At 66.4% G+C, this 23,846-nt stretch carries 21 protein-coding genes; 12 read left to right on the top strand and 9 right to left on the bottom strand.

What is annotated here, in order from left to right:
- The first annotated feature begins 30 nt into the window (after nucleotides 1-30).
- The 3 genes from AC0QDI_RS01225 (at nucleotide 31) to AC0QDI_RS01215 (ending at nucleotide 3,966) form a co-directional block, all read left to right on the top strand.
- Nucleotides 31-1,131, top strand: coding sequence for a pyridoxal phosphate-dependent aminotransferase (locus tag AC0QDI_RS01225; protein ID WP_474664451.1), 1,101 nt, complete (start codon nucleotides 31-33; stop codon nucleotides 1,129-1,131).
- Between the two features lie 54 nt (nucleotides 1,132-1,185).
- Entirely contained in the window at nucleotides 1,186-2,646 is a 1,461-nt protein-coding gene (locus AC0QDI_RS01220; protein WP_474664449.1) for a glycosyltransferase family 2 protein, read from the top strand.
- Nucleotides 2,647-2,718: 72 nt separating this feature from the next.
- On the top strand, nucleotides 2,719-3,966 hold the full coding sequence (locus AC0QDI_RS01215; RefSeq protein WP_474664447.1) for an ArsA family ATPase: 1,248 nt from the start codon (nucleotides 2,719-2,721) through the stop codon (nucleotides 3,964-3,966).
- Nucleotides 3,967-3,991: 25 nt separating this feature from the next.
- Here AC0QDI_RS01215 and AC0QDI_RS01210 read toward each other — a convergent pair whose 3' ends face one another.
- Nucleotides 3,992-4,447 carry a universal stress protein gene (locus AC0QDI_RS01210; RefSeq protein WP_474664445.1) on the bottom strand — a complete coding sequence of 152 codons (456 nt, stop codon included), beginning with the start codon at nucleotides 4,445-4,447 and terminating at the stop codon, nucleotides 3,992-3,994.
- Between the two features lie 119 nt (nucleotides 4,448-4,566).
- Nucleotides 4,567-4,956 carry a tautomerase family protein gene (locus AC0QDI_RS01205; RefSeq protein WP_474664443.1) on the bottom strand — a complete coding sequence of 130 codons (390 nt, stop codon included), beginning with the start codon at nucleotides 4,954-4,956 and terminating at the stop codon, nucleotides 4,567-4,569.
- A gap of 165 nt (nucleotides 4,957-5,121) precedes the next feature.
- Here AC0QDI_RS01205 and AC0QDI_RS01200 point away from each other — a divergent pair, with 165 nt between their 5' ends.
- Nucleotides 5,122-6,945 (top strand): SLC13 family permease, encoded by a 1,824-nt coding sequence (locus AC0QDI_RS01200; RefSeq protein WP_474664441.1) that lies wholly within the window; start codon nucleotides 5,122-5,124, stop codon nucleotides 6,943-6,945.
- Between the two features lie 173 nt (nucleotides 6,946-7,118).
- Here AC0QDI_RS01200 and purF read toward each other — a convergent pair whose 3' ends face one another.
- The gene (purF, locus tag AC0QDI_RS01195; protein WP_474665641.1) at nucleotides 7,119-8,591 is read right to left on the bottom strand and encodes an amidophosphoribosyltransferase; all 1,473 of its coding nucleotides are present in this window, start codon (nucleotides 8,589-8,591) and stop codon (nucleotides 7,119-7,121) included.
- A gap of 469 nt (nucleotides 8,592-9,060) precedes the next feature.
- On the opposite strand from purF, the gene AC0QDI_RS01190 reads away from it, so the two are divergent.
- Together AC0QDI_RS01190 and AC0QDI_RS01185 are read left to right on the top strand one after the other, a co-directional pair.
- Nucleotides 9,061-9,429, top strand: a complete 369-nt coding sequence (locus AC0QDI_RS01190; RefSeq protein WP_474664439.1) for a hypothetical protein — start codon at nucleotides 9,061-9,063, stop codon at nucleotides 9,427-9,429.
- Nucleotides 9,430-9,627: 198 nt separating this feature from the next.
- Nucleotides 9,628-11,403 carry a MutS-related protein gene (locus tag AC0QDI_RS01185; RefSeq protein WP_474664437.1) on the top strand — a complete coding sequence of 592 codons (1,776 nt, stop codon included), beginning with the start codon at nucleotides 9,628-9,630 and terminating at the stop codon, nucleotides 11,401-11,403.
- Nucleotide 11,404: 1 nt separating this feature from the next.
- Here AC0QDI_RS01185 and AC0QDI_RS01180 read toward each other — a convergent pair whose 3' ends face one another.
- The 3 genes from AC0QDI_RS01180 to AC0QDI_RS01170 all read right to left on the bottom strand — a co-directional run bounded on the left by AC0QDI_RS01180 (nucleotide 11,405) and on the right by AC0QDI_RS01170 (nucleotide 14,492).
- Nucleotides 11,405-12,103: a DUF6735 family protein gene (locus AC0QDI_RS01180; protein ID WP_474664435.1), complete on the bottom strand. Its 699-nt coding sequence runs from the start codon at nucleotides 12,101-12,103 to the stop codon at nucleotides 11,405-11,407.
- 325 nt (nucleotides 12,104-12,428) lie between these two features.
- Nucleotides 12,429-13,937: an HTTM domain-containing protein gene (locus tag AC0QDI_RS01175; protein ID WP_474664433.1), complete on the bottom strand. Its 1,509-nt coding sequence runs from the start codon at nucleotides 13,935-13,937 to the stop codon at nucleotides 12,429-12,431.
- 108 nt (nucleotides 13,938-14,045) lie between these two features.
- A complete protein-coding gene (locus AC0QDI_RS01170) occupies nucleotides 14,046-14,492 on the bottom strand; it encodes an SRPBCC family protein (RefSeq protein ID WP_474664431.1) in 447 nt (148 codons plus the stop codon).
- Between the two features lie 223 nt (nucleotides 14,493-14,715).
- On the opposite strand from AC0QDI_RS01170, the gene AC0QDI_RS01165 reads away from it, so the two are divergent.
- The 3 genes from AC0QDI_RS01165 to AC0QDI_RS01155 all read left to right on the top strand — a co-directional run bounded on the left by AC0QDI_RS01165 (nucleotide 14,716) and on the right by AC0QDI_RS01155 (nucleotide 17,756).
- Nucleotides 14,716-15,987, top strand: a complete 1,272-nt coding sequence (locus tag AC0QDI_RS01165; RefSeq protein WP_474664429.1) for a DUF7405 family protein — start codon at nucleotides 14,716-14,718, stop codon at nucleotides 15,985-15,987.
- A 145-nt stretch (nucleotides 15,988-16,132) separates the two neighbouring features.
- On the top strand, nucleotides 16,133-17,146 hold the full coding sequence (locus AC0QDI_RS01160) for an alcohol dehydrogenase catalytic domain-containing protein (RefSeq protein ID WP_474664427.1): 1,014 nt from the start codon (nucleotides 16,133-16,135) through the stop codon (nucleotides 17,144-17,146).
- Between the two features lie 316 nt (nucleotides 17,147-17,462).
- On the top strand, nucleotides 17,463-17,756 hold the full coding sequence (locus AC0QDI_RS01155; RefSeq protein ID WP_474664425.1) for a GYD domain-containing protein: 294 nt from the start codon (nucleotides 17,463-17,465) through the stop codon (nucleotides 17,754-17,756).
- A gap of 268 nt (nucleotides 17,757-18,024) precedes the next feature.
- Here AC0QDI_RS01155 and AC0QDI_RS01150 read toward each other — a convergent pair whose 3' ends face one another.
- Nucleotides 18,025-18,828 (bottom strand): class I SAM-dependent methyltransferase, encoded by an 804-nt coding sequence (locus tag AC0QDI_RS01150; protein WP_474664423.1) that lies wholly within the window; start codon nucleotides 18,826-18,828, stop codon nucleotides 18,025-18,027.
- A gap of 279 nt (nucleotides 18,829-19,107) precedes the next feature.
- Between AC0QDI_RS01150 and AC0QDI_RS01145 the strand changes: the two genes are divergently transcribed.
- From AC0QDI_RS01145 to AC0QDI_RS01135, 3 genes are all read left to right on the top strand, one after another.
- Nucleotides 19,108-20,064: a winged helix-turn-helix domain-containing protein gene (locus tag AC0QDI_RS01145; RefSeq protein ID WP_474664421.1), complete on the top strand. Its 957-nt coding sequence runs from the start codon at nucleotides 19,108-19,110 to the stop codon at nucleotides 20,062-20,064.
- A 289-nt stretch (nucleotides 20,065-20,353) separates the two neighbouring features.
- Complete coding sequence (locus AC0QDI_RS01140; protein WP_474664419.1) at nucleotides 20,354-21,160, top strand: NAD-dependent epimerase/dehydratase family protein; 807 nt, start codon at nucleotides 20,354-20,356, stop codon at nucleotides 21,158-21,160.
- A gap of 100 nt (nucleotides 21,161-21,260) precedes the next feature.
- A complete protein-coding gene (locus tag AC0QDI_RS01135) occupies nucleotides 21,261-21,587 on the top strand; it encodes a DUF7535 family protein (protein WP_474664417.1) in 327 nt (108 codons plus the stop codon).
- A gap of 38 nt (nucleotides 21,588-21,625) precedes the next feature.
- Here AC0QDI_RS01135 and AC0QDI_RS01130 read toward each other — a convergent pair whose 3' ends face one another.
- Both AC0QDI_RS01130 and AC0QDI_RS01125 read right to left on the bottom strand, forming a co-directional pair.
- Complete coding sequence (locus tag AC0QDI_RS01130; protein WP_474664415.1) at nucleotides 21,626-22,636, bottom strand: glutathione S-transferase family protein; 1,011 nt, start codon at nucleotides 22,634-22,636, stop codon at nucleotides 21,626-21,628.
- Nucleotides 22,637-22,737: 101 nt separating this feature from the next.
- Complete coding sequence (locus AC0QDI_RS01125) at nucleotides 22,738-23,727, bottom strand: calcium/sodium antiporter (RefSeq protein ID WP_474664413.1); 990 nt, start codon at nucleotides 23,725-23,727, stop codon at nucleotides 22,738-22,740.
- Nucleotides 23,728-23,846: the final 119 nt, after the last annotated feature.

Genomic DNA, 23,846 nt, shown 5'->3' with positions numbered 1-23,846 from the left:
GAAACGGAGCCTGCCCCCCGAGTACCCGTCATGAACTACGAGACGCCGCTGTTCTTCCGCGTGATGGAGTACGCGGACGCCGCCGAGCGCGACGTCATCGACATGGTCAGCGGCAACCCCGACTGGGAGCCCCCCGAGGCGCTCCGGGAGGGGCTTCGGGAGTACGCCGACCTCGAGCCGGACCGCTTTCAGTACCCGCCCAGCGAGGGGCTGCTCGAGTTGCGCGAGGAGATCGCCGCGCGTCGCGGCGTCGACGCCGATCAAATCGTCGTCACGAACGGCGCGGGCGAGGCGAACTACCTCGCAATGGCGCGGGCCCTCGAGCGCGACAGCGGGTGCGAGATCCTCCTGACGGACCCGGTCTATCCCTACTACCCGGGAAAGACGACGATGCTCGGCGGAACGCAGCGCTTCGTCGCGACGGACGAAGAGGGGCGACTGGATCCGGCCGACGTCCGCGCGGCCGCGAGCGAGGAAACGGCGGCGATCGTGGTCAACACGCCGAACAACCCGACGGGTGCGGTCTATCCCGCGGAGACGATGCGGGAACTCGTCGCCGTCGCCGAGGCGTACAACGCCGTCCTGATCAGCGACGAGGTGTACGACCACTACGACCTCTCGGGGACGTTCGCGAGCGCGCTCGAGACCGATTCGGCCCACCGGATCGTCACCAACGCGTTTTCGAAGTCGATGGCGATCACCGGAGCCCGAGTCGGCTACGCGATCTTCCCGCCGGAACTCGTCGCGGACGCGAAGAGCCGGCACATGTTGGTCAACGTCGCCACGACTCGCCCCGGCCAGTTCGCGGTCCTGCAGGCGCTGCGCGAGACGGGACCGGATTACTACGAGCGAAACCGAGCGCGGCTCCGCGAGCGCGTCGCGACGTTCACCGACGCGCTCGACGCTGCGGACGCGGAGTACACTACGCCGAGAGGGTCGTTCTACGTGATGGCTCGCTTCGAGGGGTATCCGGGGACGATCGCGAACGTCGAGCGACTGATCGACGAGGCCGGCGTGGCCGGCATGCCCGGCGAGGCCTTCGGCGATTCGCGGGCGGAGTGGCTGCGATTCGCGCTCGTCACGCCGCGCGTCGAGGAGGCGGCCGAGCGGTTAGCGTCGTACTTCGAGTGACGCGCGATCCGGCCACAATACAAATACGCGGCTGGGCCGTCGGGCCGGTGAGTCATGTTGCTCGAGGTCGTCGTCGCCGCGTTCGTCGCGAGCCAGATCGGTTATTTCGTCGTCAGCTGCGGGCTCGTGGGGCTGTTCGCCCGTCGGCCGCTCAACGCGGTCGACGAACGGACGCTCGGTCGGCTACTCGAGGAATCGGGGGCCGACTCCGCGATGGGTCCACAGCAGATGCGTGCGGCTGGCGACCAGCGCCTCGCGGCGGAGTCGACGCCGACCGTCGACGGCCAGTGCCCCGCGACGGGGCCGACGCCGACCGTCGAGGACGGTCCCGGGCCCGACTGTCGGCTTCCAGCGACCGCGCAGCGGCGAATTCACGTTCTCGTGCCCGTCTCCGGTCGCCGGGGGGAGGCGCTCGAGGAAACGCTCGCGTCGATCGCGGGACAGAGCTATCCCGCCGGCCGCGTTTCCGTCTCCGTCATCACCGGGTCCGACGAACTCCACGTGGCCGAGCTGACCGACGCCCTCGAGTCGGGCCGGACGAGCGGTCTGACGGTCGAACGAGTCGAGACCGACGACGCCGTTCGTGCGGCCGACCGGACGACGGACGACCCGACGCGGACCGACCGTGGCGGCGTTCGAATCGGCCCAGCCACGATTGCCGAGGCGTTCGCGACGCTCTCTGTCGATGACGACGATATCGTCACCGTCGTCGGCTCCGGCACGCGGCTCCCCGTCGACGCGTTCGAACTCGCCGTCACCGGCCTCGAGGAGTACGACATCGTGCAGGCGAAACGAACTGCTGGAAACGTCGACGACGGACTCCTTCCGCTGCTCGAGTCCGCGGGCGGCGCGATTCGCTCGGAGCTGCTGTTCGCGAACTCGAACACCGGACCGTACCGACTGCTCGAGGAGGGATACTTCCTGCCGGCCGGCGTGCTGGCCGACCTCGAGCGCTGGCGGCGCGACGGCGCGACCGGATCGATGCCGCTCGACGCTGCGGCGTTCCGGCGAGGGTATACGCTCGGTGTCCTGAATCGGTACGTCCGGACCCGCTGTCCGACCGGTATCGACGAGTGGGTCCGTGAGAACCGACGGCGGGTTTCCGAGCCGTACCGACGCCTTCGAGCGCCGAACTGGTCCGCGGTCGATCGACTCCGATTCGTGACCGGGACCGGTCTGACGCACCTGCTCGCGGTCACGAACGTCGTCGGCATCCCGGTCGGGCTGGTGGTCGCACTGGCGACCGTCGCCGGGTGGCTCTCCCTCTCCCCGCTCCTCGGGGCGCTCGTCGCCTGCAACGCGATCGTCTGGACGTACTACGGCCTCCGGTCCTATCGCGCGGCCTGGCAGGCCGTGCCCTTCGAGAGCCGCTGGGCGCGGCTTCGCTACTCGCTGCTCTCGAACCCGTTCACGCAAGCGCTGTACGCGACGCTGTGGGCCGCGCCGCTCGCGCTGGCGCTTCGCGACGCCGTTACCGGCGACGAGTCGTCGGCTTCGGGGACGCCGACGGAGTGAGCGCGGCGATAACAGCACAGATCGGGAGTCGAGACCGACGAATACTCGTGTCGGGACGGGGAACCGAGCCGTATGAGTGGCATCGACGTCGAACCGGTCGACGAGGGAGACGAGGCGAGGGAGGGGAACAACGACGACGCACACACCATCGAGGTGACGCCGACTGACTCGGTCGACGACGCGGAGCCGGCGGACCGCGAGACCATCGACGTCGAGCCGTCGGACGAGCCGATCGACGGCCCCGAGTACGTCCTCTACGGCGGGAAAGGCGGCGTCGGGAAGACGACGATGGCGGCCGCGACCGCCCTCGACAGCGCCCGCGGCGGCACCCGGACGCTGGTCGTCTCGACCGACCCGGCGCACTCGCTCTCGGACACCTTCGAGACCGACATCCCGGCCGACCCGGGACGGATTCGCGACGACATCCCCCTCTACGCGGCCGAGATCGATCCCGAGGCCGCGCTCGAGGAGGGCGAGACTCCCTTCGGGGGCTCGAGCGCGGGGACGGACGCGAATTCGGGACCTGGGGCTGGATCCGACGAGGGATCGCCCTTCGGCGGCGACGCGGACGGCGGCTCCCCGTTTCCCGGTGGCGACGGCGGCGGCCCGCTCGGCGGCCTCGGCGAGATGCTCGGCGGCGAATCGCCGATGGACGCCCTCTTCGGCGGCGCGATGCCCGGAGCCGACGAGGCCGCCGCGATGCAGCTCCTGCTCGAGTACATGGACGACGACCGCTTCGAGCGCGTGATCGTGGACACGGCTCCGACGGGTCACACGCTCCGACTGCTCCAGTTGCCCGAGATCATGGACACGATGATGGGCCGGCTCGTGAAGTTCCGCCAGCAGATCGGCGGGATGATCGACGGCGTCAAGGGGATGTTCGGCGGGAGCGAAGACGCCGACGAGGGCGACCTCGAGGATCTGGACGTGTTGCGCGAACGCATCGAGCGCCTGCGGGCGGCCCTGCGCGATCCCGCGCGGACGGACTTCCGGATCGTCATGGTCCCCGAGGAGATGAGCGTCTTCGAGTCGAAGCGCCTGCGCCAGCAACTCCGGGAGTTCGAGATCCCAGTCGGAACCGTCGTCGTCAACCGAGTGATGGAACCGCTGTCGAACGTCACCGACGACATCGACGGCGAGTTCCTCCAGCCGAACCTCGACGACTGCGCGTTTTGCCAGCGGCGCTGGGACGTCCAGCAGAACGCGCTGGCGGAGGCCCAGGACCTCTTCCGCGGCACCGAGGTCCGGCGCGTCCCGCTGTTCGCCGACGAGGTTCGCGGCGAGGGTATGCTCGAGGTCGTGGCGGCCTGCCTGCGGTAGTCGATCGGCTCTCCTCGCTCGCGGTTTATTCGTTGGAAACGACCGTCACCGGCCGGTCCCCCTCGAGAATCACGGACTGGGCGACGCTCCCGAAGAGCGCCTTGCCGACGGGCGATCGTCCGTCGACGCCGACGACGATCGCGTCGCTATCGTACTGCGCTGCCGCCTCGAGTATCGCGTCCGCGGGATCACCCGTCGCCGCGCGGACGGTCCACTCGAGATCCCCTTCCTCGAGCGCGTCGACCGCCGCCTCGACCGACGCGGGGAGGGACTCGTCGGCGGCGACTCGCGCCATCTCGTCGGCGTACTCCTCGGCGAACCCGCCCGCCGCCCACTCGGAGTCGGTTCCTCCCGTCACCTCGCGGACGTGGAGGACGTCGACCGACACGTCCGTCGCCGCAGCCGGGAGGTCGCGGACGGCGGTGGCCTGGGCCCGCGCTCGCGATTCGCTCTCGTCGACTGGAAGTAGAACGCAGTACATACGGGTTCGTACGGGAGCGAAACGGATAGTGGTTTCAGCGGCCCCGAACCGTCCAGCTGGCTCGAACGTCCCGGGAACGCTACCGTCCGCGACCGGCCGAGCGACGGCGCGCTCGAGGCTCACTCTGCGCCGTCGCCGCCCTCGTTCCACTCGCCGCCGACGCGGTCGACGCCCATCATCGCCTCACCGGGGTGTTCGGTGAAGACGACCTTCATGTTCTCGTCGGGCACGTCGAAGCTGTCGCGGACGTACTCCATGGTTGCGAGCGCGAACGCTCGCTTCCGTTCGAACGGCCGACCGCGACGGATCTCGGCGTCGAGAAAGAGCAACGGTCCGTCGACGGCGCGCCCGAGGTGGAGATCGGCGGCGTCGCGTTCGCGGATCGTCACGGCGACGTGTCCCCGGGTCGTCTCCATCTCGGACGCGTACAGGTCCGTCACCCGGTCGGCGAGTGCGGTTTTCTCCGCGTCCGACGGCGACAGCGTCGTATCGAACTGCAGGAGCGGCATACCCCGGTTTGGCCGGTCAGCGCCTTGTGTGTTCCGCGGTCGGTCCCGACCCGGAATCCGTTCGCCGCCCGCGCAGCGGTCCGCCCTGTTCGCTTCCGTTTCCGCCCGCGCAATCGACGTAAGCGATCACTAGTTATAGGCCGGCCCGTGGGAGCATCGGAGAACATGGAGACGGAGCGAGCGTCGACCCCTCGATCGATTACACGGCGGCTCTGGTCATACCTGTGGGCCATCAACACCCGAACGAAGGCCTATATCACGCTCGACGCGCCGGCCATGATCGCGGATATGGACGATCTCGAGCCCGAAGAGCGACGCCTCGCCCAGCGGGTGTTTGCCGATGGCGGTCGCGACCGCGACGAACGCGGCGAACGCGATTCCGGCGACGGGAGGGGAAATAACCCCGGCAACGGCGGCTCCGGAGGCGACCGCGGTGGTGACGGCGGCGGGTCCCCGTTCGACATCGGCGGGACGTACGACCTCCGACAGCGGGTCGGCTTCGTCCTCGGACCGCTCCTGTTCGCGCTTATATTCCTCTCACCGACGCCGGACGGGCTGTCGGCGGCGGGAAAGGCGGTCGCCGCCGTCACCGCGTGGGTCGCCGTCTGGTGGATGTCCGAGGCGATCCCGATCCCGGCGACGTCGCTGCTGCCGATCGTCCTCTTTCCGCTGACCGGCGCGCTTCCCGTCGCGGACACGACGCCGTCCTACGGTCATCCGCTGATCTTCCTCTTCATGGGCGGCTTCTTCCTCGCGATGGCGATGCAGCGGTGGGGGCTCCACCGCCGGATCGCGCTCCGGACGATCAAGGCCGTCGGCACCGAACCCTCGCGGCTCATCCTTGGCTTCATGCTCGCGACGGCGTTTCTCTCGATGTGGGTCTCAAACAGCGCGACCGTGATGATGATGGTCCCCATCGCGCTGGCTGTCATCTATCAGACCGCCGATCTGGTCGACGAGACAGATCTCGAGGTCGACACGAGCGAGGGGAACTTCTCCTTCGGCATCGCGCTGATGCTCTGTATCGCCTACGGCGCGTCGGTCGGCGGCGTCTCGACGCTGATCGGGACGCCCCCCAACGTCCTCTTCGCGGGACAGGCCTCGGAGCTGTTCGGCCAGTCGGTCTCGTTCGCGGAATGGATGCTCTACGGCGTCCCCATCTCGGCGATCGGTCTCGTCGCCGTCTACACTTACGTTACCCGCGCGGTATCGCCACAGTTCGCGGAACTGCCCGCCGGTGCCGACACGATCGATCGCGAACTCGAGCGGCTCGGACCGATGCGGAAACAGGAGAAACTGGTCGCCGTCGTCTTCGCCGGGATGGCGATGGCCTGGATCGGCTCGAGCCTGATCGAGCCGGTGCTCGGCGTGGCGACGCCGGAGGACGCCGACACGATCGTCGCTATCGGCGGTGCGATGGTCCTGTTTACGCTGCCGACGGAAACCGAAGACGGCGACCGCACCTTCTTGCTCGACTGGACGAACGCAGTCGACATCCCGTGGGGCGTCATCCTCCTGTTCGGCGGCGGCCTCGCGATCGCCAGCGGCTTCGGGGACACCGGGCTCGCGGCCTGGATCGGCGAGCGCCTCGAGTTGCTCGCGGGCGTTCCCATGATCGCCATCCTGTTCGCCGTGGTCGTGATGACGATCTTCCTGACGGAGGTCACGTCGAACACGGCGACGACGGCGATGTTGATGCCGATCCTCGCGGGTGTCGCGGTCGGTATCGGCGTCCACCCCTTCGGACTCATGATCGCCGGCGCGACCGCGGCTTCCTTCGCGTTCATGCTGCCGGTCGCGACCCCGCCCAACGCGATCGTTTTCGGCAGCGGCTACATCACGCTACCGCAGATGGCCAAGATCGGATTCGGACTCAACGTCATCGGGATCGTCCTGATCACGCTGGTCGCGGTGGGATGGCTCCCGATCGCGTGGGGGATCGAGATCGGAACGCTCCCAACTGAATTCGCCGAAGCGTTTCAGGGATAGACGACGGACGAACGAGTTAGCGGCTGTAAGACACCGTTGCATCCGCGAGCGCCGGAGGCGCGAGCGGGCCGACGACCGATGTGAGCGAGTGGTACGAGCGAACGGAGGGAGGAGTGCTTTTGATCGAAATTTTGCCGATGGCCAGCTTTGCTGGCCCGCAGAGCAAAATTTCGTTAGTCGTCCGCGGGCAACTGCGTCCCGCCCACGTCGGGACGGCTCACGTCGCGGTCGGTCTCCTCGCCGTCGATGTCGTAGGGGTACTCGCCGGTTACACAGCCCAGACAGAGGTCGAGTCGGTCCTTCTCGAGCACGTCGGCGACGGCGTCGGTCGAGAGGTAAGCGAGACTGTCGGCGTCGATCTCGTCGCGGATTTCGGCGGTCGATTTGTCGGACGCGATGAGCTCCTCGCGGGTGGCCATGTCGATGCCCATGTAACAGGGGGCGACGATCGCCGGTGCGCCGATTCGGACGTGGACTTCCTCGGCCCCGCAGTCCTTGAGCAGCTGGACGAGCTGGGTCGAGGTGGTCCCGCGGACGATCGAGTCGTCGATGACGGTGACGGTCTTGCCCTCGATCGTGGACTTGATCGGGTTGAGCTTGAGCCGCACCGCGCGCTCGCGCTCGTCCTGGGTCGGCATGATGAACGTCCGGCCGACGTAGCGGTTTTTCATCAGGCCCTCCGCGAACTCGACGCCGTCGTCGTCCGCGGCTCGAGGCTCGCCGTCGGCGGTCGTCTCGCTCGCGGCGTCGGCGTAGCCCGAGGCGAACGCTCGGCCGGAGTCCGGGACGGGCATCACGACGTCGGTCTCGACGCCGCTTTCGGCCCAGAGCTCGCGGCCGAGATTGCGGCGGGCCTCGTAGACCAGCGTGTCGTCGATGACGCTGTCGGGGCGCGCGAAGTAGACGTGTTCGAAGAAGCAGTGGGCGGTGTTTTCCTGTTCGACGAGCTGGTAAGAGTCGAACCCTGCGCCGTCCTCCTGCAGGACGACTAATTCGCCGGGCCGAACGTCGCGGACGAGGTCCCCGTCTAACGTGTCGATCGCCGCCGACTCGGAGGCCAGAATGTAGCCGTCCTCGAGTTCACCGATACAGAGCGGGCGGTTCCCCTGCGGATCGCGCACGCCGAGGACCGTGTCGTCGTGGGTGATCGTCAGCGAGTACGAGCCGTGGATCCGTCCCATCGTGCGCTTGACGGCGCGGACGAGGTCCTCCTCGAGGAGGTTTCGCGCGAGGTCGTGGGCGATGACCTCGGTGTCGCCGTCGCTGGTGAACGCGTGGCCCGCGGCGGCGAGTTCGTCGCGGATCTCGTCGGCGTTGACGAGGTTGCCGTTGTGGCTCAGGCCGAGCGATCCGCTCTTGAAGGAGACGGAGAAAGGCTGGGCGCAGGAGGAGTCGACCGAGCCGGCCGTCGGATACCGAACGTGGCCGATCCCGGCCGATCCGTTGAGCGCGTCGAGATCCCCCTCGCCGAACGCGTCGCCCACGAGTCCCATCTCGACGTGGCTGTGCTGCTGAAACCCGTCGTGAGTGACGATCCCCGCGGACTCTTGCCCGCGGTGCTGGAGTGCGTAGAGCGCGTAGTACAACGGTCGCGCCGCGTCCCGACCGTCAAGTGAGACGCCGACGACGCCGCACTTTTCGGTCATTCCTGTTCGCCGGGGAGTTTCGCCCCGCCCATCAGTCATGGAAGTCAGTAGGGCTTCGAGACGATAAAAATCCCCGTGTTTGTGCTCCTTCGACTCCGTTCGAACCAGAATTATATCCACGTTCGTGTATATTCTCGAGAAGCTATCGGAGAACGGGATATCGATACCAGCACTCGACGATAGTGGCCGATAACCGATCGCTGTCCGTGGTGTCCCACGGCACAAAGTCGACAAATTGCGACCGGTCGGGCGTATTGCCATGAGCGTGACCGGCCCGCTTCGGTGTGTGATAGCCGTCACGCAATTCATGCCGGTTTCAGTCGGCACAATTCGCCCGATATTCCGGGACGGTACCACCCCTAACTCTTCGGCAATTATTGAAAATAATGTCAGTTATTATCGCTATTTCAGACATAGTTGGAGGGAATGGCCGAAACGACTAAACAAACATAGTTGCTGATATGTACCGATGCAACGACGACAGTATCTCGTAGTCGGTGCGACCGCCGTCACTGGACTCGCCGGTTGTCTGGGTTTTCTCTCGGATAGTCCTGATGAGGTAGTCAAGCAGTTCTATCAAGCCATCAATGACGGTGATCGAGACGCCGCAAACGACCTGATTCACTCCGACTCTCCGGTCGGAGAAATCACTGAAGACGACATGTCGTTCTACGAGGACACGGATATCACCGTCGAGAAAGCGGAAGTCACCGACGAATCGGACAGTATCGCCGAAGTCGATACCGAGATCACGTTCGAAAGCGATGGTGAGTCGGAAACCGACGAAACGACGTTCGAACTCCGGACCGAGGACGACGATTGGAAACTGTACGAGTAACCGTCGCTCTCGAGTCTCACCGTTTCCTTTTCCACGGAGACACGTTCGCTCCCGAAGCGTCCGCCGCTCGTTCCGGCCCGAGTAGAGATATCGTGGCGCACCGAGTAGCCCCTCGAGCGACCGGCGTCCTCACGTGTCGCCCGGTAGCCGGGACTTCGAGACACAGCGTTCAAGAGCGTTGCCTCGAGTTCACACCGTATGCGACTCGAGGAGTACTGGGGGGTCGGCCCGAAGACGCGGGAGACGTTGATCGAGGAGCTGGGTCACGAGCGGGCGATCCAGGCGATCGAGAGCGGAGACGTGCGGGCGCTCGCCGACGCCGGGCTCGCCCGCGGGCGAGCGACGCGGATCCTGCGCCGAGCGACCGGCGGTGCGGGAATGGACGTTCTGGCGACCAGCGACGCGCGATCGGCCTACAAGGAGCTGCTGGACCTCGCCGTCGACCACGCCGTCACGCAGCGCGCGGCGGACCGAATTCGGGTGTTGACACCGCTCGATAGCCGGGCGGCGATGGACGACCGCCTCGACGACGTACTTGCGGCCAAGGACGCCTGGGCGGATCTCGCTGACGGCGACCGCGAGGCCGTCCTCGCGGCGTACGAACGCTACGACGAGCGCGCCGGGAGCGAGCACGCGGCCGTCGAGGCCGCGCTCGCGCTGCTCGAGGCCGGCGTCGATTCGGGGCCGTTCGCCGCGATCGCCGGCCTCGAGCGCGACAGGCTCGCGGCGGCCGCCGAGGCGCTGGCGGCGTTAGACGGCGGCCGAGTCCGCGAGGGATCGGACGATGAACTCGACCGCCTCCGGGACGCGCTGGGTGCGGTCGAGGACATGGACGCCGACGCTCTCACGCTGATCGAGGACCTTCGCTCGGAGGGCGTCCACGACGTCGAGGGCTTTCGGCAGTCCTTCGAGGACCGCCTGTTGAGCGAGACCGACGTGACGATCGATCGGGTCCGGGACGCGATGCCGACCGACGCGGCGGACGCGACCGATTTCGTCGGGGACACGCTGCGAACGCTGCGGACCGACCTCACGTCGGCGGTCGACGAGCGGGAGAAATCCGTCGCGAGCGAGCTCCGGGAGACGCTCTCGGACGCCCGCGATGCCGTCGATCAGGCGGTCGAAGCGGTCGACGACATCGCCTTGCACCTCTCGCTGGCCCGCTTCGCGCTCGAGTACGATTGCACTCGCCCCGTGTTCGTCACGGGCGAGGACGCGGCCGTCTCCGTGGTCAACGCGCGCAACCTCACGCTCGCCGCGCGAGACGACGAGTCGGTGCAGCCGGTCACCTACGGGCTCGGCGAGCACGGCATCACGAGCGTTCCGGACGGCGTGAACGCGGTCCCGGGCGAACAACGCGTCGCCGTCCTGACGGGCGCGAACAGCGGGGGGAAGACGACCCTGCTCGAGACGCTGTGTCAGATCGTCCTGCTGGCGACGATGGGGCTGCCGGTCCCCGCGGATCGAGCCGAGGTGACGCCCGTGGACTCGCTGGTCTTCCACCGCCGGCACGCGAGTTTCAACGCCGGCGTCCTCGAGTCCACGTTGCGGTCGATCGTCCCCCCGCTCTCGTCGGGCGGCCGCACCCTCATGCTGGTCGACGAGTTCGAGGCGATCACGGAGCCGGGCAGCGCGGCGGACCTGCTCCACGGACTGGTTACGCTCTCCGTCGACCGCGAGGCGCTGGGCGTCTTCGTCACCCACCTCGCGGACGACTTAGAGCCGCTGCCCCCGCAAGCGCGGGTCGACGGCATCTTCGCGGAGGGGCTGAACCCCGACCTCGAGTTGCTCGTCGATTACCAGCCCCGCTTCGGTACGGTGGGTCGCTCGACCCCGGAGTTCATCGTCTCGCGGCTCGTTGCGAACGCGGGCGACCGGGGCGAGCGATCCGGGTTCGAGACGCTGGCCGAGGCCGTCGGCAACGAGGTCGTTCAGCGGACGCTCGCGGACGCTCGCTGGACTACCGGCGAGTGAGCTACGGCGGTCCACCCCCGCTCTCGTTTCCGCCTTCGTTCCCGCCTCCGTTTCCGCTCTCGTTCCCGTTTCCGCTCTCGTCCCCGTTCCCTCCCTCGCTTCCGTTGCCGGAGTCGATCCCTTCTCCGCGGTTGATTCGACCCTCGAGCCAGTTTTCGTCCTCGAGCCAGCGGTCCGGCGTGGGTTCGTACCCGGCTCCGGGTTCGCCATCGACTGGCTCGCCGTAGGTGTAGAGCGTCCCGTCGCACTCCTCGCAGACCCGGGCCTCGAGGTAGGCCTGCGCGGCTCGCCGCGAGAGCGCCCCCATCTCGATCACGTCCGCCAGTGCGGTCTTGGTCGCGCGAAACCAGCGCTCGACCGGATCCGCGGCCTCGGAATCGGCTTCGACGATCGCGCCTCGACCGCCGTCGCGACCGTCGCCCCACTCGAGCCAGCAGACCCGATAGGCGTCGACCGCGTAGTCGGCTGCCGGGTCGACCAGAAACAGGGCTTCGTGGACGCAAGGGTCGAGATGATCGGTCAGGATTCGATCGCGGCTGATCGAGTCCGCCACCAGCGGCCCCGCGACCGAACCGTCGGCCAGCGGCGTGGCGGCAGTGATCTCGCCGGCCAACGACAGCGTCTCGCCGCCCCAGTGACTGTACCGCAGGTCGTAGAGCCGATCCGGTCGCCGGTAGGCGACGAGCGCCCTATGCCCCATGGTCCACCCCGTCTACCGCGGTCGGCTCGGTCCGCTCGAGGGCCGAGCGGGGAACTGTGTGGCGGGTCACGACGGCTCTGGCCGCCCGTCCGTACTTGAACCTGCGGCCGTCCGCGTTCTCGAGGGCTGTCGCTCCGAGACGCTCCCGTCTCTTCGCGCGGCAACGCCGCGCGAATGGTCTGCGAGACCGGCGGTCTCGCACTAGCCGCGCCTCGCCGACAGCGCGCACCACTGCACATCGGTTGGCTCTCCGGGAGACGCGTCCCTCCTCTCTGCTGTCCGTTCGGCGAGGCTGTGGGGGGTGGACGACCCGTTCCGGGACCCCTCAGCAGGACGCCGAGATCCGCTCGTGGGGGACCGGTTCGCCGACCGGACCGTCCGCGTCGACCGCCTGATCGACGCGGTAGATGGTCACCGACTCGACGTCGTCGGGTGCGCGGTCACAGAAGTACGCCGCCGCGGGCTCGAGGTGGGCGTCTCCACCGCCGCCGCGCAGCTTCGTTCCGTAGCGCTTCCAGAGCGTCGACGGATACCGGTCCATGGCGTCCGGGGGGCGGTCGAAATCGACCGTCCCGCCGTCGACGAGATCGATCGGGTCGCCCGATTCGCGCTCGGCTTCGACGACGTACCAGCTGTACTCGTCGGGCGGATCGGGTGCGAAGAAGGCCCAGCTCGCACCACCCAGTTCCTCGCCGCCCGGGGCCGGCCCAGTATCGACGAGGCCGGCCGCGGTCACCTGCCAACTCACGACGGAGAGGAGAACGAAGGCGAACAGTACCGTCGTCCCGAGTCGAACCCCGCGTCGGACCCGGGGCGCGCCCGGGAGATCCAGCGGACCGGCTCCGCCCTCGTCCCGTGGCCTCGCGAGCGCCTCGAGACGGCGTCCCGACGCGGTCCGCGACACGAACTCGTCGACGGGATCCCAGAGCTGCGGCGGGAGGAACAACAGCAGGGCGGCGATCATCACGAACGGAAAGGCTCCCAAACGCATCGTCGCCGCCATCCCGAGGTGCGCGCCGATGAACGCGCCGACGGTCGCGATCCGGAGCCGGCCGGTCGCGACCACGAGCAGCGGCGACGCCGACAGGACGGCGATCCAGAGCCAGTTGGCCGCAGTGAGCAGCGCCGGATACTCCGCGACGGTCGGGCCGAGCAGGAAGACGAAGTCCTGAAGCTGGAAGATGCGCCCGACCGCCGTGGCGCTCATCCAGGCGTCGCTCCGGAACTTGAGGACGGCGTTGAGCAGGTAGATCACCGCGACGTGGAGGAGAACGGTCGCAGTCGCCGCCGAGACGACCCGCGGATCGATGAGATCGGAGCGTCGATCCGCGAGGCGACGCGGGCGAAGCGACCAGCGCCGCTCGAGCGGGAGCGTCGCCGCGAGGACGAGTAGGGAGAGGAGGATCGTATCGCCGCCGTTGACGAGGTACGGGTTGCGGGCGAACAGCGACGCGAGGAGGAGCGCCGAGACGAGCGCCGCGAGTCGGTGCCGGTAGCCGATCAGAAGGCACGCGGCGGCACCGCCCGTGATCGTGACCAATAGGGCCTGTAGCCACACCGAGCCGGAGAGGGCGTGCAGGGACCACGTCGCGAGCGTCGGAGACGCCTCCGCGAGGGCGGACCGTGGGAGGACCCCCGCGTCGGTGTAGAACGGTACCAGTCCCGGAACGCGGAGGAAGAGGAGATCGCAGAGGACGACGAGTCCCAGTCCGATCCGGAACGCAGCCAGCGCGCGGGGATCGATCCCGAGTCGCGACCGACCGAACGCGCGAAGCGACGCGAGCGTCGTCGACTCGCCGTCGGCCGTCGCGGGTGTCGATCGATCGCCAGTCATACGGAGCAGTCGGATCGAGCCCCGATTGTCAACCGGAATATAAGTATTTTCTCCTCTCCGCCGCTCGAGAACGCGAGCGCCCCGTCCCGACGGGCGGACCCGTCTCAGCTACGCCGGCGTCCTCGCCCGTCGTTCGGCACGGGCCGCGATCGACTCGTTCATCGCGACGAACGCGCGTTCGACCCGCCCCTCGTCGAACAGCAGCGGGACGAGCGCACCTCTGACCGTCTCTCGCTGTAGCAATCGCGTCCGCCGCCCGTCGTCGACCGGCACGAGGTGGAACTCGTGGTACCGATCGAGCGCGAACGGAAGAACGAATCGGTCGAGCCAGGCGAGTCGTCTGTACGGCTCGACGGTGACGATCATCGGTCCGTCGAGGAATCGACGGGAATCGACCGGTTGATACCCACCCCGTCGCTCCGTCCCGTCGATCGCGATTCCCTCGACGGACCGACTGACGGGGTTCCACTCCGGGTAGTATTCGAACTCGAGCAGCGCCTCCCAGACGGCGTCGGGCGGCGCATCGATTTCGACGAACACTTCGACCACGTTCATAGGTGTCGTAGTGCACACAGGGGAATGGCTGTACCGGTCACCCGTCCGTCGGTGGCTCCGACTGGTCCGTGCTGAAGGGTGGAAACGCGTATCGATCACGGGAGCGGGTGATTCGGGCCTCGATCGGCCTCGCATCGCAGCGACAGTCGCGGGTCGGCTGTCCGTCGTCCGGCCAGTCAGTGTAACCGCAATATCCTTAGCTGCCAACCCCCGAGGGTCGTGTATGAACGGGTCGAATCGCGGACTCTCGCGTCGCGCGTTCGTCCGCAGCGCCGTCGCCATCGGCGGTGCGAGCGCGCTGTCCGCCTGCCTCCAGCGCGAGGAGACCGAGGACGTGCCACAGGCCACGCTCGCCCCCGAGGAACTCCCGGATCGCCAGCACGCGTGGAACGAGTTCCTCGCGACGGACGAGGACGGAAACGTTCGGCCGCCCGAACACCACCTCCTGCTCGGTCTCGAGTACGTCGGCGACGGTCCCGCCGAGGCGACGGCCGAACGCGAGCAACTCGAGGCGGCGTTCCGAACGCTCGAGAAAGCGTACAAGCGCGGCAACGAGGGACTGGCGTTCACGATGGCCTACGGCCCGGCCTACTTCGATCGCTTCGACGCCGACCTCGCGGGGGTCGGCCTCCCCGAACCGACGTCACTGACGCCGCTCGACGATCCGGAACTCGACGAGTACGACGCCTTGCTCCAGGTGGCCAGCGACTACGGTCACGTCACCCTGAGCGTCGAGGAGGCTCTCAAAGGCCAACTCGACGAGCTCAACGGGATCGAGGTCGACGGAACGTTCGACGGAATCTTCGAGGTGCGCGACCGCAGAACCGGGTTCATCGGTCGCGGCCTCCCGGCCGACAATCAGTCCGGCGTCCACGGCATCCCCGACGGCGATCCCGTTCCGGAAGACGCGCCGATGTTCATGGGATTCAAATCCGGCTTCAAGCAGAATCAAGCGAGCGAGGACCGCGTGACGATCGACGAGGGACCGTTCGCGGGCGGGACGACGAGCCACCTCTCGAAGATCCAGTTGCACCTGCATCAGTGGTACAATCAGGACAGCCGCGGTCAGCGCGTCTCCAAGATGTTCTCGCCGAATCACAACGCGGAGAATCTCGTCGAGGGGGCCGGCCACAACCTCGGCGACTCGAGTCGGGTGACCGAGGTCGGCGGCGACCCGGCCGTGACCGCTCGAAACGAGGGGACGGTCGGCCACGCCCAGAAGGCCGCTCGCGCCCGCGAAGACGGCGAGCCGATCATCCTCCGACGGGACTTCGATTCGACCGACGACGAGACCGCTGCAACCCACTTCCTCTCGCTCCAGCGATCGATCGAGGACTTCGTGAAAACCCGCAAAGCGATGACTGGGACGGATCTCGATGCCGAGCCGTTCAACAGCGGTATTCTCCAGTACATCAGCGTCACGAACAGAGCGAACTACCTCGTCCCGCCGCGGGAACTCCGGTCCCTACCCGTGCCGAACCCGTCGCCGGAGTGAACGGTGACGAGACGATCGGCTCGCGAGCACTCAGCCCGAACCGGTCGGGACGTGCGTTCGACTGCCGCTGGCTGCGACCGGCGGACCGCAAGGCTCGATGCCGCCTTCCCTAGGGCCTTTGCCCTCGAGACCGACTTGGAAATCGATGCGAGCCGCAGCTTTCACCGACTTGATCGGCCCCGAGGGAGTGAGCGTGATCGACCGGCCCGATCCAGAACCCGGCCCCGGCGAGGCGCTGGTGGACATCGAGGCCTGCTCGATAAACCGTCACGACCTCTGGATCCTCGAGGGGGACTCGGCGATGGTCGATGCCGACGATCTCCCGTTCGTCACCGGCCTCGACGTGGCCGGCGTCGTGAGCGAGCTCGGCCAGGACGTTCGCGGCCTCGAGCCGGGCGACCGGGTTGTCCTCTGTCCCAACCAGACCTGTGGCTCCTGTCGATTCTGCCGCGAGGGGCCCGAGAACATGTGCGAGCGATTCTCGTTGTTCCACGGCGGCCTCGCCGAGACCGCCAGCGTGCAGGCCGATCGGCTCGTTCCGTTGCCCGAAGGGATCGACGCGACGACCGCCGCCGCGATTCCGACGGCGTACATGACCGCCTACCACATGCTCCGGCGGGCCGAGGTGGGCCCCGCCGATCTCGTCTTCGTCCCCGGCGCGACCGGCGGCGTCGGCGTCGCCGCGATCCAGCTCGCGGACGTTTTCGGAGCCGAGACGATCGGAACGTCCTCGTCGGAAGCGAAGCTCGAGCGGGTCCGCGAACTCGGTCTCGATCACGGAATCCGATCGACGGACCTCGACGAGATCCGCGACGAGGTCGAGGCGATCGACGCGCCGGACGCGGTGATCAACCACCTCGGCGGCGAGTTCACCGAACTCGGCCAGTCCGTCATGCGCCGCGGCGGGACGATGGCGATCTGTGGCCGCACGGCCGGCGGCGAGTCCGCGATCGACGTGACGAACCTCTTCCTCGGCCACAAGCGCATCGTCGGCTCCACGATGGGCACCCAGGACGACCTCCGGCGGCTCGTCGAACTCGCGGCCGACGGCCGACTGCGGCCCGAAATCGATCGGACGTACGCGCTCGAGGACATCGACGACGCCTTCGCGGCGATGCGAGGTCGCGAGAGCGTCGGCAAGCTCGTCGTCGAACCGTAGATCAGCAACCCCGATTTTGAACGTTTCTCGCCGACCCGTGCGTTCTACTGTTGGGTGGGACTTTCAAGGTACTGCTGACGGGTTTCTTGTCACGGTAGAGAGTAGCCCAGTTTCCGTATACAGAGGCGTGCTCAAATTGAATTGGGCGATCCAGTAACTACGTGTGCGCACTGATCGTCGTGTCTCTACCAGATACTGATTCTGTTCGCTGGATCGTGCTGAATACATAGCGCATATTCAGCACGACTCAGTCTCCGCAGAGAGTGACGATACCGGGTATACAACTATTGACCCATTCGTCGTACTCAAGCATGTCATGCCGACTTACGTGCTCTTGACCACCTTCACCCAGCAGGGCGTCGAAAATGTACGTGACAGTCCGGAACGAACGGAACACGCCAAAGAGATGGTTGAGTCACTTGGCGGAACATGGAAGGAATTTTTCGTCACGATGGGGCGGTACGACGGCGTCGTCATTGCAGACTTCCCGGATGACGCTACAGCGGCTCAGGCAGTGCTCACACTCGCAGAGAGCGGCAACGTAACGACCGAAACACTCCGGGCCTTCACACTCGACGAATTTCGCGGCATCGTTGAAGCCGTGTCGTGATGGACTCGCCGGATCTGCAGACAACGAACCGAGATTATCAACTACAGGAAGGTAATGGATGTATCCTCCGTTCTCTGCATTGGTCACGCCAATTCTGACGATCTCGCAGTAGTTCTTGGAGGGCCTGCTGCAGACAGGACACGTATCTCGCACGATGATTCTAATTGATTGACAGCGGAACCAATTGGCCGGCGCCCCCTCTCGTGAGTATGGCCTTCTGGGCCGCGAGCGGTCCGGGGTGAGGTGACCGCCGGGTCCAGTTCGCCCGTCAGTCGTCGCTGGGAATGGCTGAGACGACCCGGAACGTATTCTCGAGATGGTAGGCACCGTCGTCCTGGAGGAACTGTTCGCCGACCTCGAGCAGGGCTTCGGTCATGGTCTCCTCACCGACGTGCCGGCGGACCCCCTGACCTGGCCCGGTCCCCTGGATAGCACGCAGGTACTGCGCTTGGTCCGCGAAGGTGAACGGCGTCGGGACCTGCCGCGCCTCGAGGGGTTCGAATCCTTCCGCTTCCATCGCCGATTCGAGGGCGCCAGGGCCGGCCAAGGTGAACGGTCCATCGCCCTCCGGGGGTGACGGGAGCAAGCCCCTGAGGGCAGCCATGATATGGCGGAACTCACACCGCTCCGGCTCTGCCCAAACCGCCATCGCGAGGCGGCCGTCCGGGACGAGTACGCGTCGAGCCTCACGGATCGCCCTGGACGGGTCGTCAGCGTACATGATGCTGTTGATGTGGGTGACTGCGTCGAAGGAGCCATCCTCGTAGGGGAGGTGTTCCATGTCCCCACAGCGAAGCTCGCCGTGAGGAAGGCGGTCATTAGCGATTTCCAGCAAGTCTGCAGCCGCGTCGAGGCCAGCCACATCAGCGCCTCGGAGTTGGGCCATGCGAAGGGGTCCACCGGATCCACAGCCGACGTCGAGCAACCGCGTGCCAGCCGTCACCCGGGCGAGATCATGGCACGCCCCCCAGACCGGGGCGAGCAGTGGGGCGAAGTGTTCCGCCCAGTTCTGCCCCGCGGCGCTCCAGAGGTCACCCTGCCGTTGAGCCGTCTCGGTGAACTGTCCGCTCATGCCACCACCTCAGGGCCCCATCCGGATCGAGGGACGGGTCTGGCAATGTGGCTCCTCTTCTGTAAACTTGACATCGATTCTGGTTGCGGGTTGATTCGAAGGCCCTCACGGATCGGTACGGGTATCATTGGTTGTCGTCCCCAATTGTTCCTACGGCCTGTTCGAGGATAAAGATAATTAGAATGATGTTTCTATTGGCATCCCGATAGAATCGGAATTCTATAATTCAGCCGAGCAGTGTCGTGGGAAGAACTTTGACACGGAACGACAATGGCTAGCATGGACAATCCATTCACGAGCGAACGGATTCGGGCGGACGATTCCACTAGGAACGAGGCGTTTCAGCTCCTTTCGGATGAAACTCGCCTCGAGATCCTGCGAGCTCTCTGGGAGGCCCAGGACCCCACAGATGCGTCCCCGATACGGTTTGCCGACCTTCGCGATAGCGTCAGCGCCGACGACCCAGGCCGGCTCAACTATCACCTCAATAAGCTCACGACCTACTTTATCCGCCGCACCGAGGACGGCTACGAACTCAGAGAATCGGGACGACGCATCCTCCGGGTGCTGCTATCTGGAACCGCGATAGATGACCCGGAAATCGAGCCGGTGGCGGTGGACATGTCGTGTTGGTACTGCGGGGGCCAGCCCGAGTGGAGCTATCGAAACGGCTGGCGCTCCCTGGAGTGCACCAGTTGTGATGCCCGGTGTGTCGAAAGCTTCCCGCCCGGGGTGATCAGCAAGAACGAGTTCCCGCCGTCCGGGCTGCTCGACCGGACGCCTGACGAAATTAACGACGCCGATCGGATCTGGTCTGCTCATCGGCGCGCCTCGGTGATGGACGAGGTCTGTCCCGAGTGTGCGGGCTCCATGCCCGTTCGTTCGATATCGATCTGTGATGACCACCAGCCCGACTGGGACAGCTACCAGTTCTGTGAAGCCTGCGGGTCGATCTTCTGGATGCTCGTTTCCCACGTTTGTGAGGTCTGCAGGTACAGCTGGCGACTGCCGACGCTGTTCTACCCGTCGAGACAGCCGGCAGTGATCTCGTTTTACTACGAGCACGGAATCGAGTTCGACCTTGCCACGTACGAACAACGCGCACACCTGCTCGAGTACCGAGAAGCAGTCCTCTCGGAGGAGCCAGTCCGTATCCAGATCACGATCCCGCTGGAGGGCGACGAGATCCACGTCACATTCGACGAGCGGATGGCCGTCCTCGACGTGAGCCGTTGAGGCCGAGATCTCCGGGAGACGTCCCACGGTTCGACCACGGAGGAGAGGTTCTATTGAAATTTGATCGCTTTGCTGCATACATCCTCTGTATGCAGCAAGCAGATCTTGACAGAACCCGGGGGGTTGAGTCTTGCACCGGTGATTGTACCCCCTATACCAAACGTGGTTTTCACGGCCAACTCTACTCAAAGAAACTGTAGTGCCAACTACTGGTAACTAACTCGGTTATACAGTACTAGCCGGAAGGCGCTGGCCCGACCTATTTCGGCCTCGTCGCCGTCTCTCGGGTATGACGAACATCGCGATCACCGGTGCGGCGGGGAACGTCGGCCGGGAAGCCATCGACGCGTTTCCGGACGACGATTACGATCTCACGCTCTTTTCCCACAGCGAGACCGAGGATCTGAACGCGACACCCCTCGAGATCACCGACCGAGCGGCGTTCGTCGACGCGCTCGAGGGCCAGGACGTGCTGATCCACCTCGCGGCCAACGCCTCGCCGCGGGCGGAGTGGGACGAGGTGCGCGGACCGAACGTCGACGGCCTCGCCAACGCCTTCGAGGCCGCGGTCGAGAACGACCTCGAGCGGGTGGTCTTCGCGAGTTCGAACCACGCGGTCAACAGGCGAAACACCGTCTCGGCGATCCGGCCGGAGTCGACGGTCGGGAGCCCCGAGATCGTCCGTCCGAACGATCCGACCGATCCGGACACCTTCTACGGCGTCACGAAGGTCTTCGGCGAGGCGATGGGGTCGTACTACGCCGAGCGACACGGGTTCGAGGTGGTGACCCTCCGGATCGGCTGGCTGCTCACCCGGGACGAACTCCGCCAGGAGTGCGACGAACGCGACGGTGCCGGCGAGCGCTACGCCCGCGCGATGTGGCTCAGCCCCGGCGACTGTCGGCGGCTGCTCGACGCCGCCGCGACGGCGACGCTCCCGGAGTCGCCCCTGATCGCCCACGGAATCTCCGACAACTCGGAACGGTTCCTCTCGCTCGCCGAGACCATGCAAGCCCTCGAGTATCGGCCACAAGACGACGCCGAGGCGGTCCTGAGCGACGACTCGAGCGGTCATGACGGTCTCGAGACGACGTGATCGATGGATCCGTGGCGACCGCGGAGACGGGGTCCGTTCGTTTCCTCGAGGGACTCACGGATTCGAAAGACGGAATAGCGCCACGTCCGTAGCGTCGCACATGTCAGTCAAGGTGTCCGAGTCGTCGGGCTACGGGCCGAACACTCAGATGTCCCTGTTCGGCTATATTATGGGTGCAGTACTCCTGATCGTTCTCCTCCCGCTGATCCCCGTTCTCGTTCCCGTGTGGATTCTCTGGAAAGTGTTCGTCTCCGAGGAGGAGTTCGACCACAGCTTCGAGACCTGGCGACGCCAATCCGGCCGCACCGGTTCCGACCGTCTCGAAGCCGCGGAAACCGAACCCGCAGACGCCGATACTGAAGACACCGAGGCCGAAGACGCCGAACCGGCAGACGCGGAAGCCGACCGGACGGCAGCCGAATCCTGACGCCGCAGTCCCGTCGTTCTCTCGAGGCCGAGTTCTCGTTAGTCGTCGGCGTTCGCGGCCGCGACGAGGTCGGACGGCGGGCCGCCCGGTAGCTCATCGCGGTCGTGGGGTGCCTCGAACTCGAGGTTGGGGCCGCGGGCGACGATCCCGTGGGGGTTCACGTCGGGGTGGGTCGTGTAGTAGTGCTCCTTGATGTGGGTCATGTTTACCGTCTGAGCCACGCCTGCTGTTCCATACAGGTCGCGCAGATACGGCCAGAGGTTGTCGTACTCCCGGACGTACTGAACGTTACACATGAAGTGCGTGTGGTAGACGTTGTCAAATCGGACGAGCGTCGTGAACATCGCGACGTCGGCCTCGGTGAGCCGATCGCCCGCGAGATAACGCCTGTCCGCCAGCACCTCGTCCCAGTGGTCGAGCGCCGAAAAGAGGTCGTCGATCGCCTCGTCGTAGGGCTCCTGTTTCGTCGCGAAGCCCGCGCGATAGACGCCGTTGTTGATCGGCTCGTAGATCTCGTCGAGGATCCGGTCGACCTCGTCGCGATAGCCCTCGGGGTAGAGATCCACGTCACGCGAAGCAACGTCCTCGAGTTCGGTGTCGAGCATCCGCATGATCTCTTCGGACTCGTTGTTGACGATGGTGTCCTCCCGCGTGTCCCAGAGCACCGGCACCGTTACGCGACAGGTCGCGTCCGGATCCGCACGCACGTACAACTCCCGCAAGAAATCCGCGCCGTGGACGTGATCGGGCGTACAGCCCTCTTTTTCGGGGGTGAACTGCCAGCCGTCCTCGTCGCGGTAGGGATCGACGATCGAGACGGAGATCGCGTCCTCGAGGCCCTTCAGCGCCCGCGTCACCAGCGTCCGGTGGGCCCACGGGCAGGCGTACGACACGTAGAGGTGGTACCGGCCCGCTTCGGGCTGGAACCGGGCGTCGGGAGCGTCGCGAATCTCGTCCCGGAAGGTCGTTTCCTGCCGTTCGAACGAGCCGTCGTCGTCGGTGTACTCACCCGCGTCGGTCCGCCACTCGCCGTCGACGAGCATGTTCATGGGCGAACGGAGGGCCCGGAACGACAAAGGCTCTCGCTAACCCTCGTGTCACCGGCGTCTCACGACGGCCGGAATCGATCGATATTCGGTCGATCAGCGGCCTAGAACGCCAGCACCAGACTCGCGACCGAGTACCCCGCTCCGAAGACGACGAGAGCGACGCCCTCGAGTCGGGTCAGCCACCGCCCGGTCGCGAGCACGGCCGTCGCGAACGCGGTTAGTGCGGCCAGCCACGCCAGCGCGACGAAGACGGCCGGGTCGACGGTCAGCGGTCTGACGACGGCGGCGATCCCCAGCACGCCGACGACGTTGAACACGTTCGATCCGATGACGTTCCCCGCGGCGATACTCACGTCGTCCCCGCGAGCGGCCACGACGGAGGTCACGAGTTCCGGTATTGAGGTCCCGGCCGCCACGACCGTCGCGCCGATCGCCCACTCCGAGACCCCGGCGGCGAGGGCGAGCCCGACCGCCGAATCGACCAGCACGCGTCCGCCGACGATCACGAGGAGCAGGCCGGCGAGGACGCGCCCGGCCTCGAGGCCGAACCGGACCTCGCGTTCGTCACGGTCTCCGGGAGAAACGGTCGCTCCGCCGGCCGCCTCCGGCCGACCTTCATCGCCGTCGCCAACGGTATCCCCTCGGATCGCGACGGCGAGCGCGCCCAGATAGCCGACCAGCAGTGCGAGCAGGATCGCGCCGTCGAGCCGCGAGACGACGCCGTCGGCGAGGACGAGGGCCGCGACGATCGTCGATGCGGCCATCGCGAGCGCGTCGCGGCGGAGCAGCGTCTCCGCGACGCGAAACGGCGAAATGACGGCGACGAGACCGAGAATCACGCCGAGGTTGAACACGTTCGAGCCGACGACGTTCCCGACCGAGACGTCGCCTCGACCCTCGAGCGCGGCCTCGGTCGAAACGACGACTTCGGGAGCGGAGGTTCCGAACGCGACGACCGTGAGACCGACGACGAGCGCGGAGACGCCGGCCGCGCTGGCGAGCCTCGAGGCACCGGTGACGAGCAGCCGGGCCCCGATCCACAGGGCGAGAACGCCGATACCGAACAGGACGACATCGCCGACTGGCACCATCGATAGCAGACACGTTCGGAGGGCAGCGTGAAAAACGGCGGGCAAGCGGAAGGGACGATCGATCGGAAGGGCCGACCAGAGGCACGGGTGTTTAAGCGATCCGAGTGAGCACTCGAGGT

The organism is Natrinema sp. LJW11 (assembly GCF_056135975.1).
This window is presented reverse-complemented; position numbering and strand designations above follow the sequence as displayed.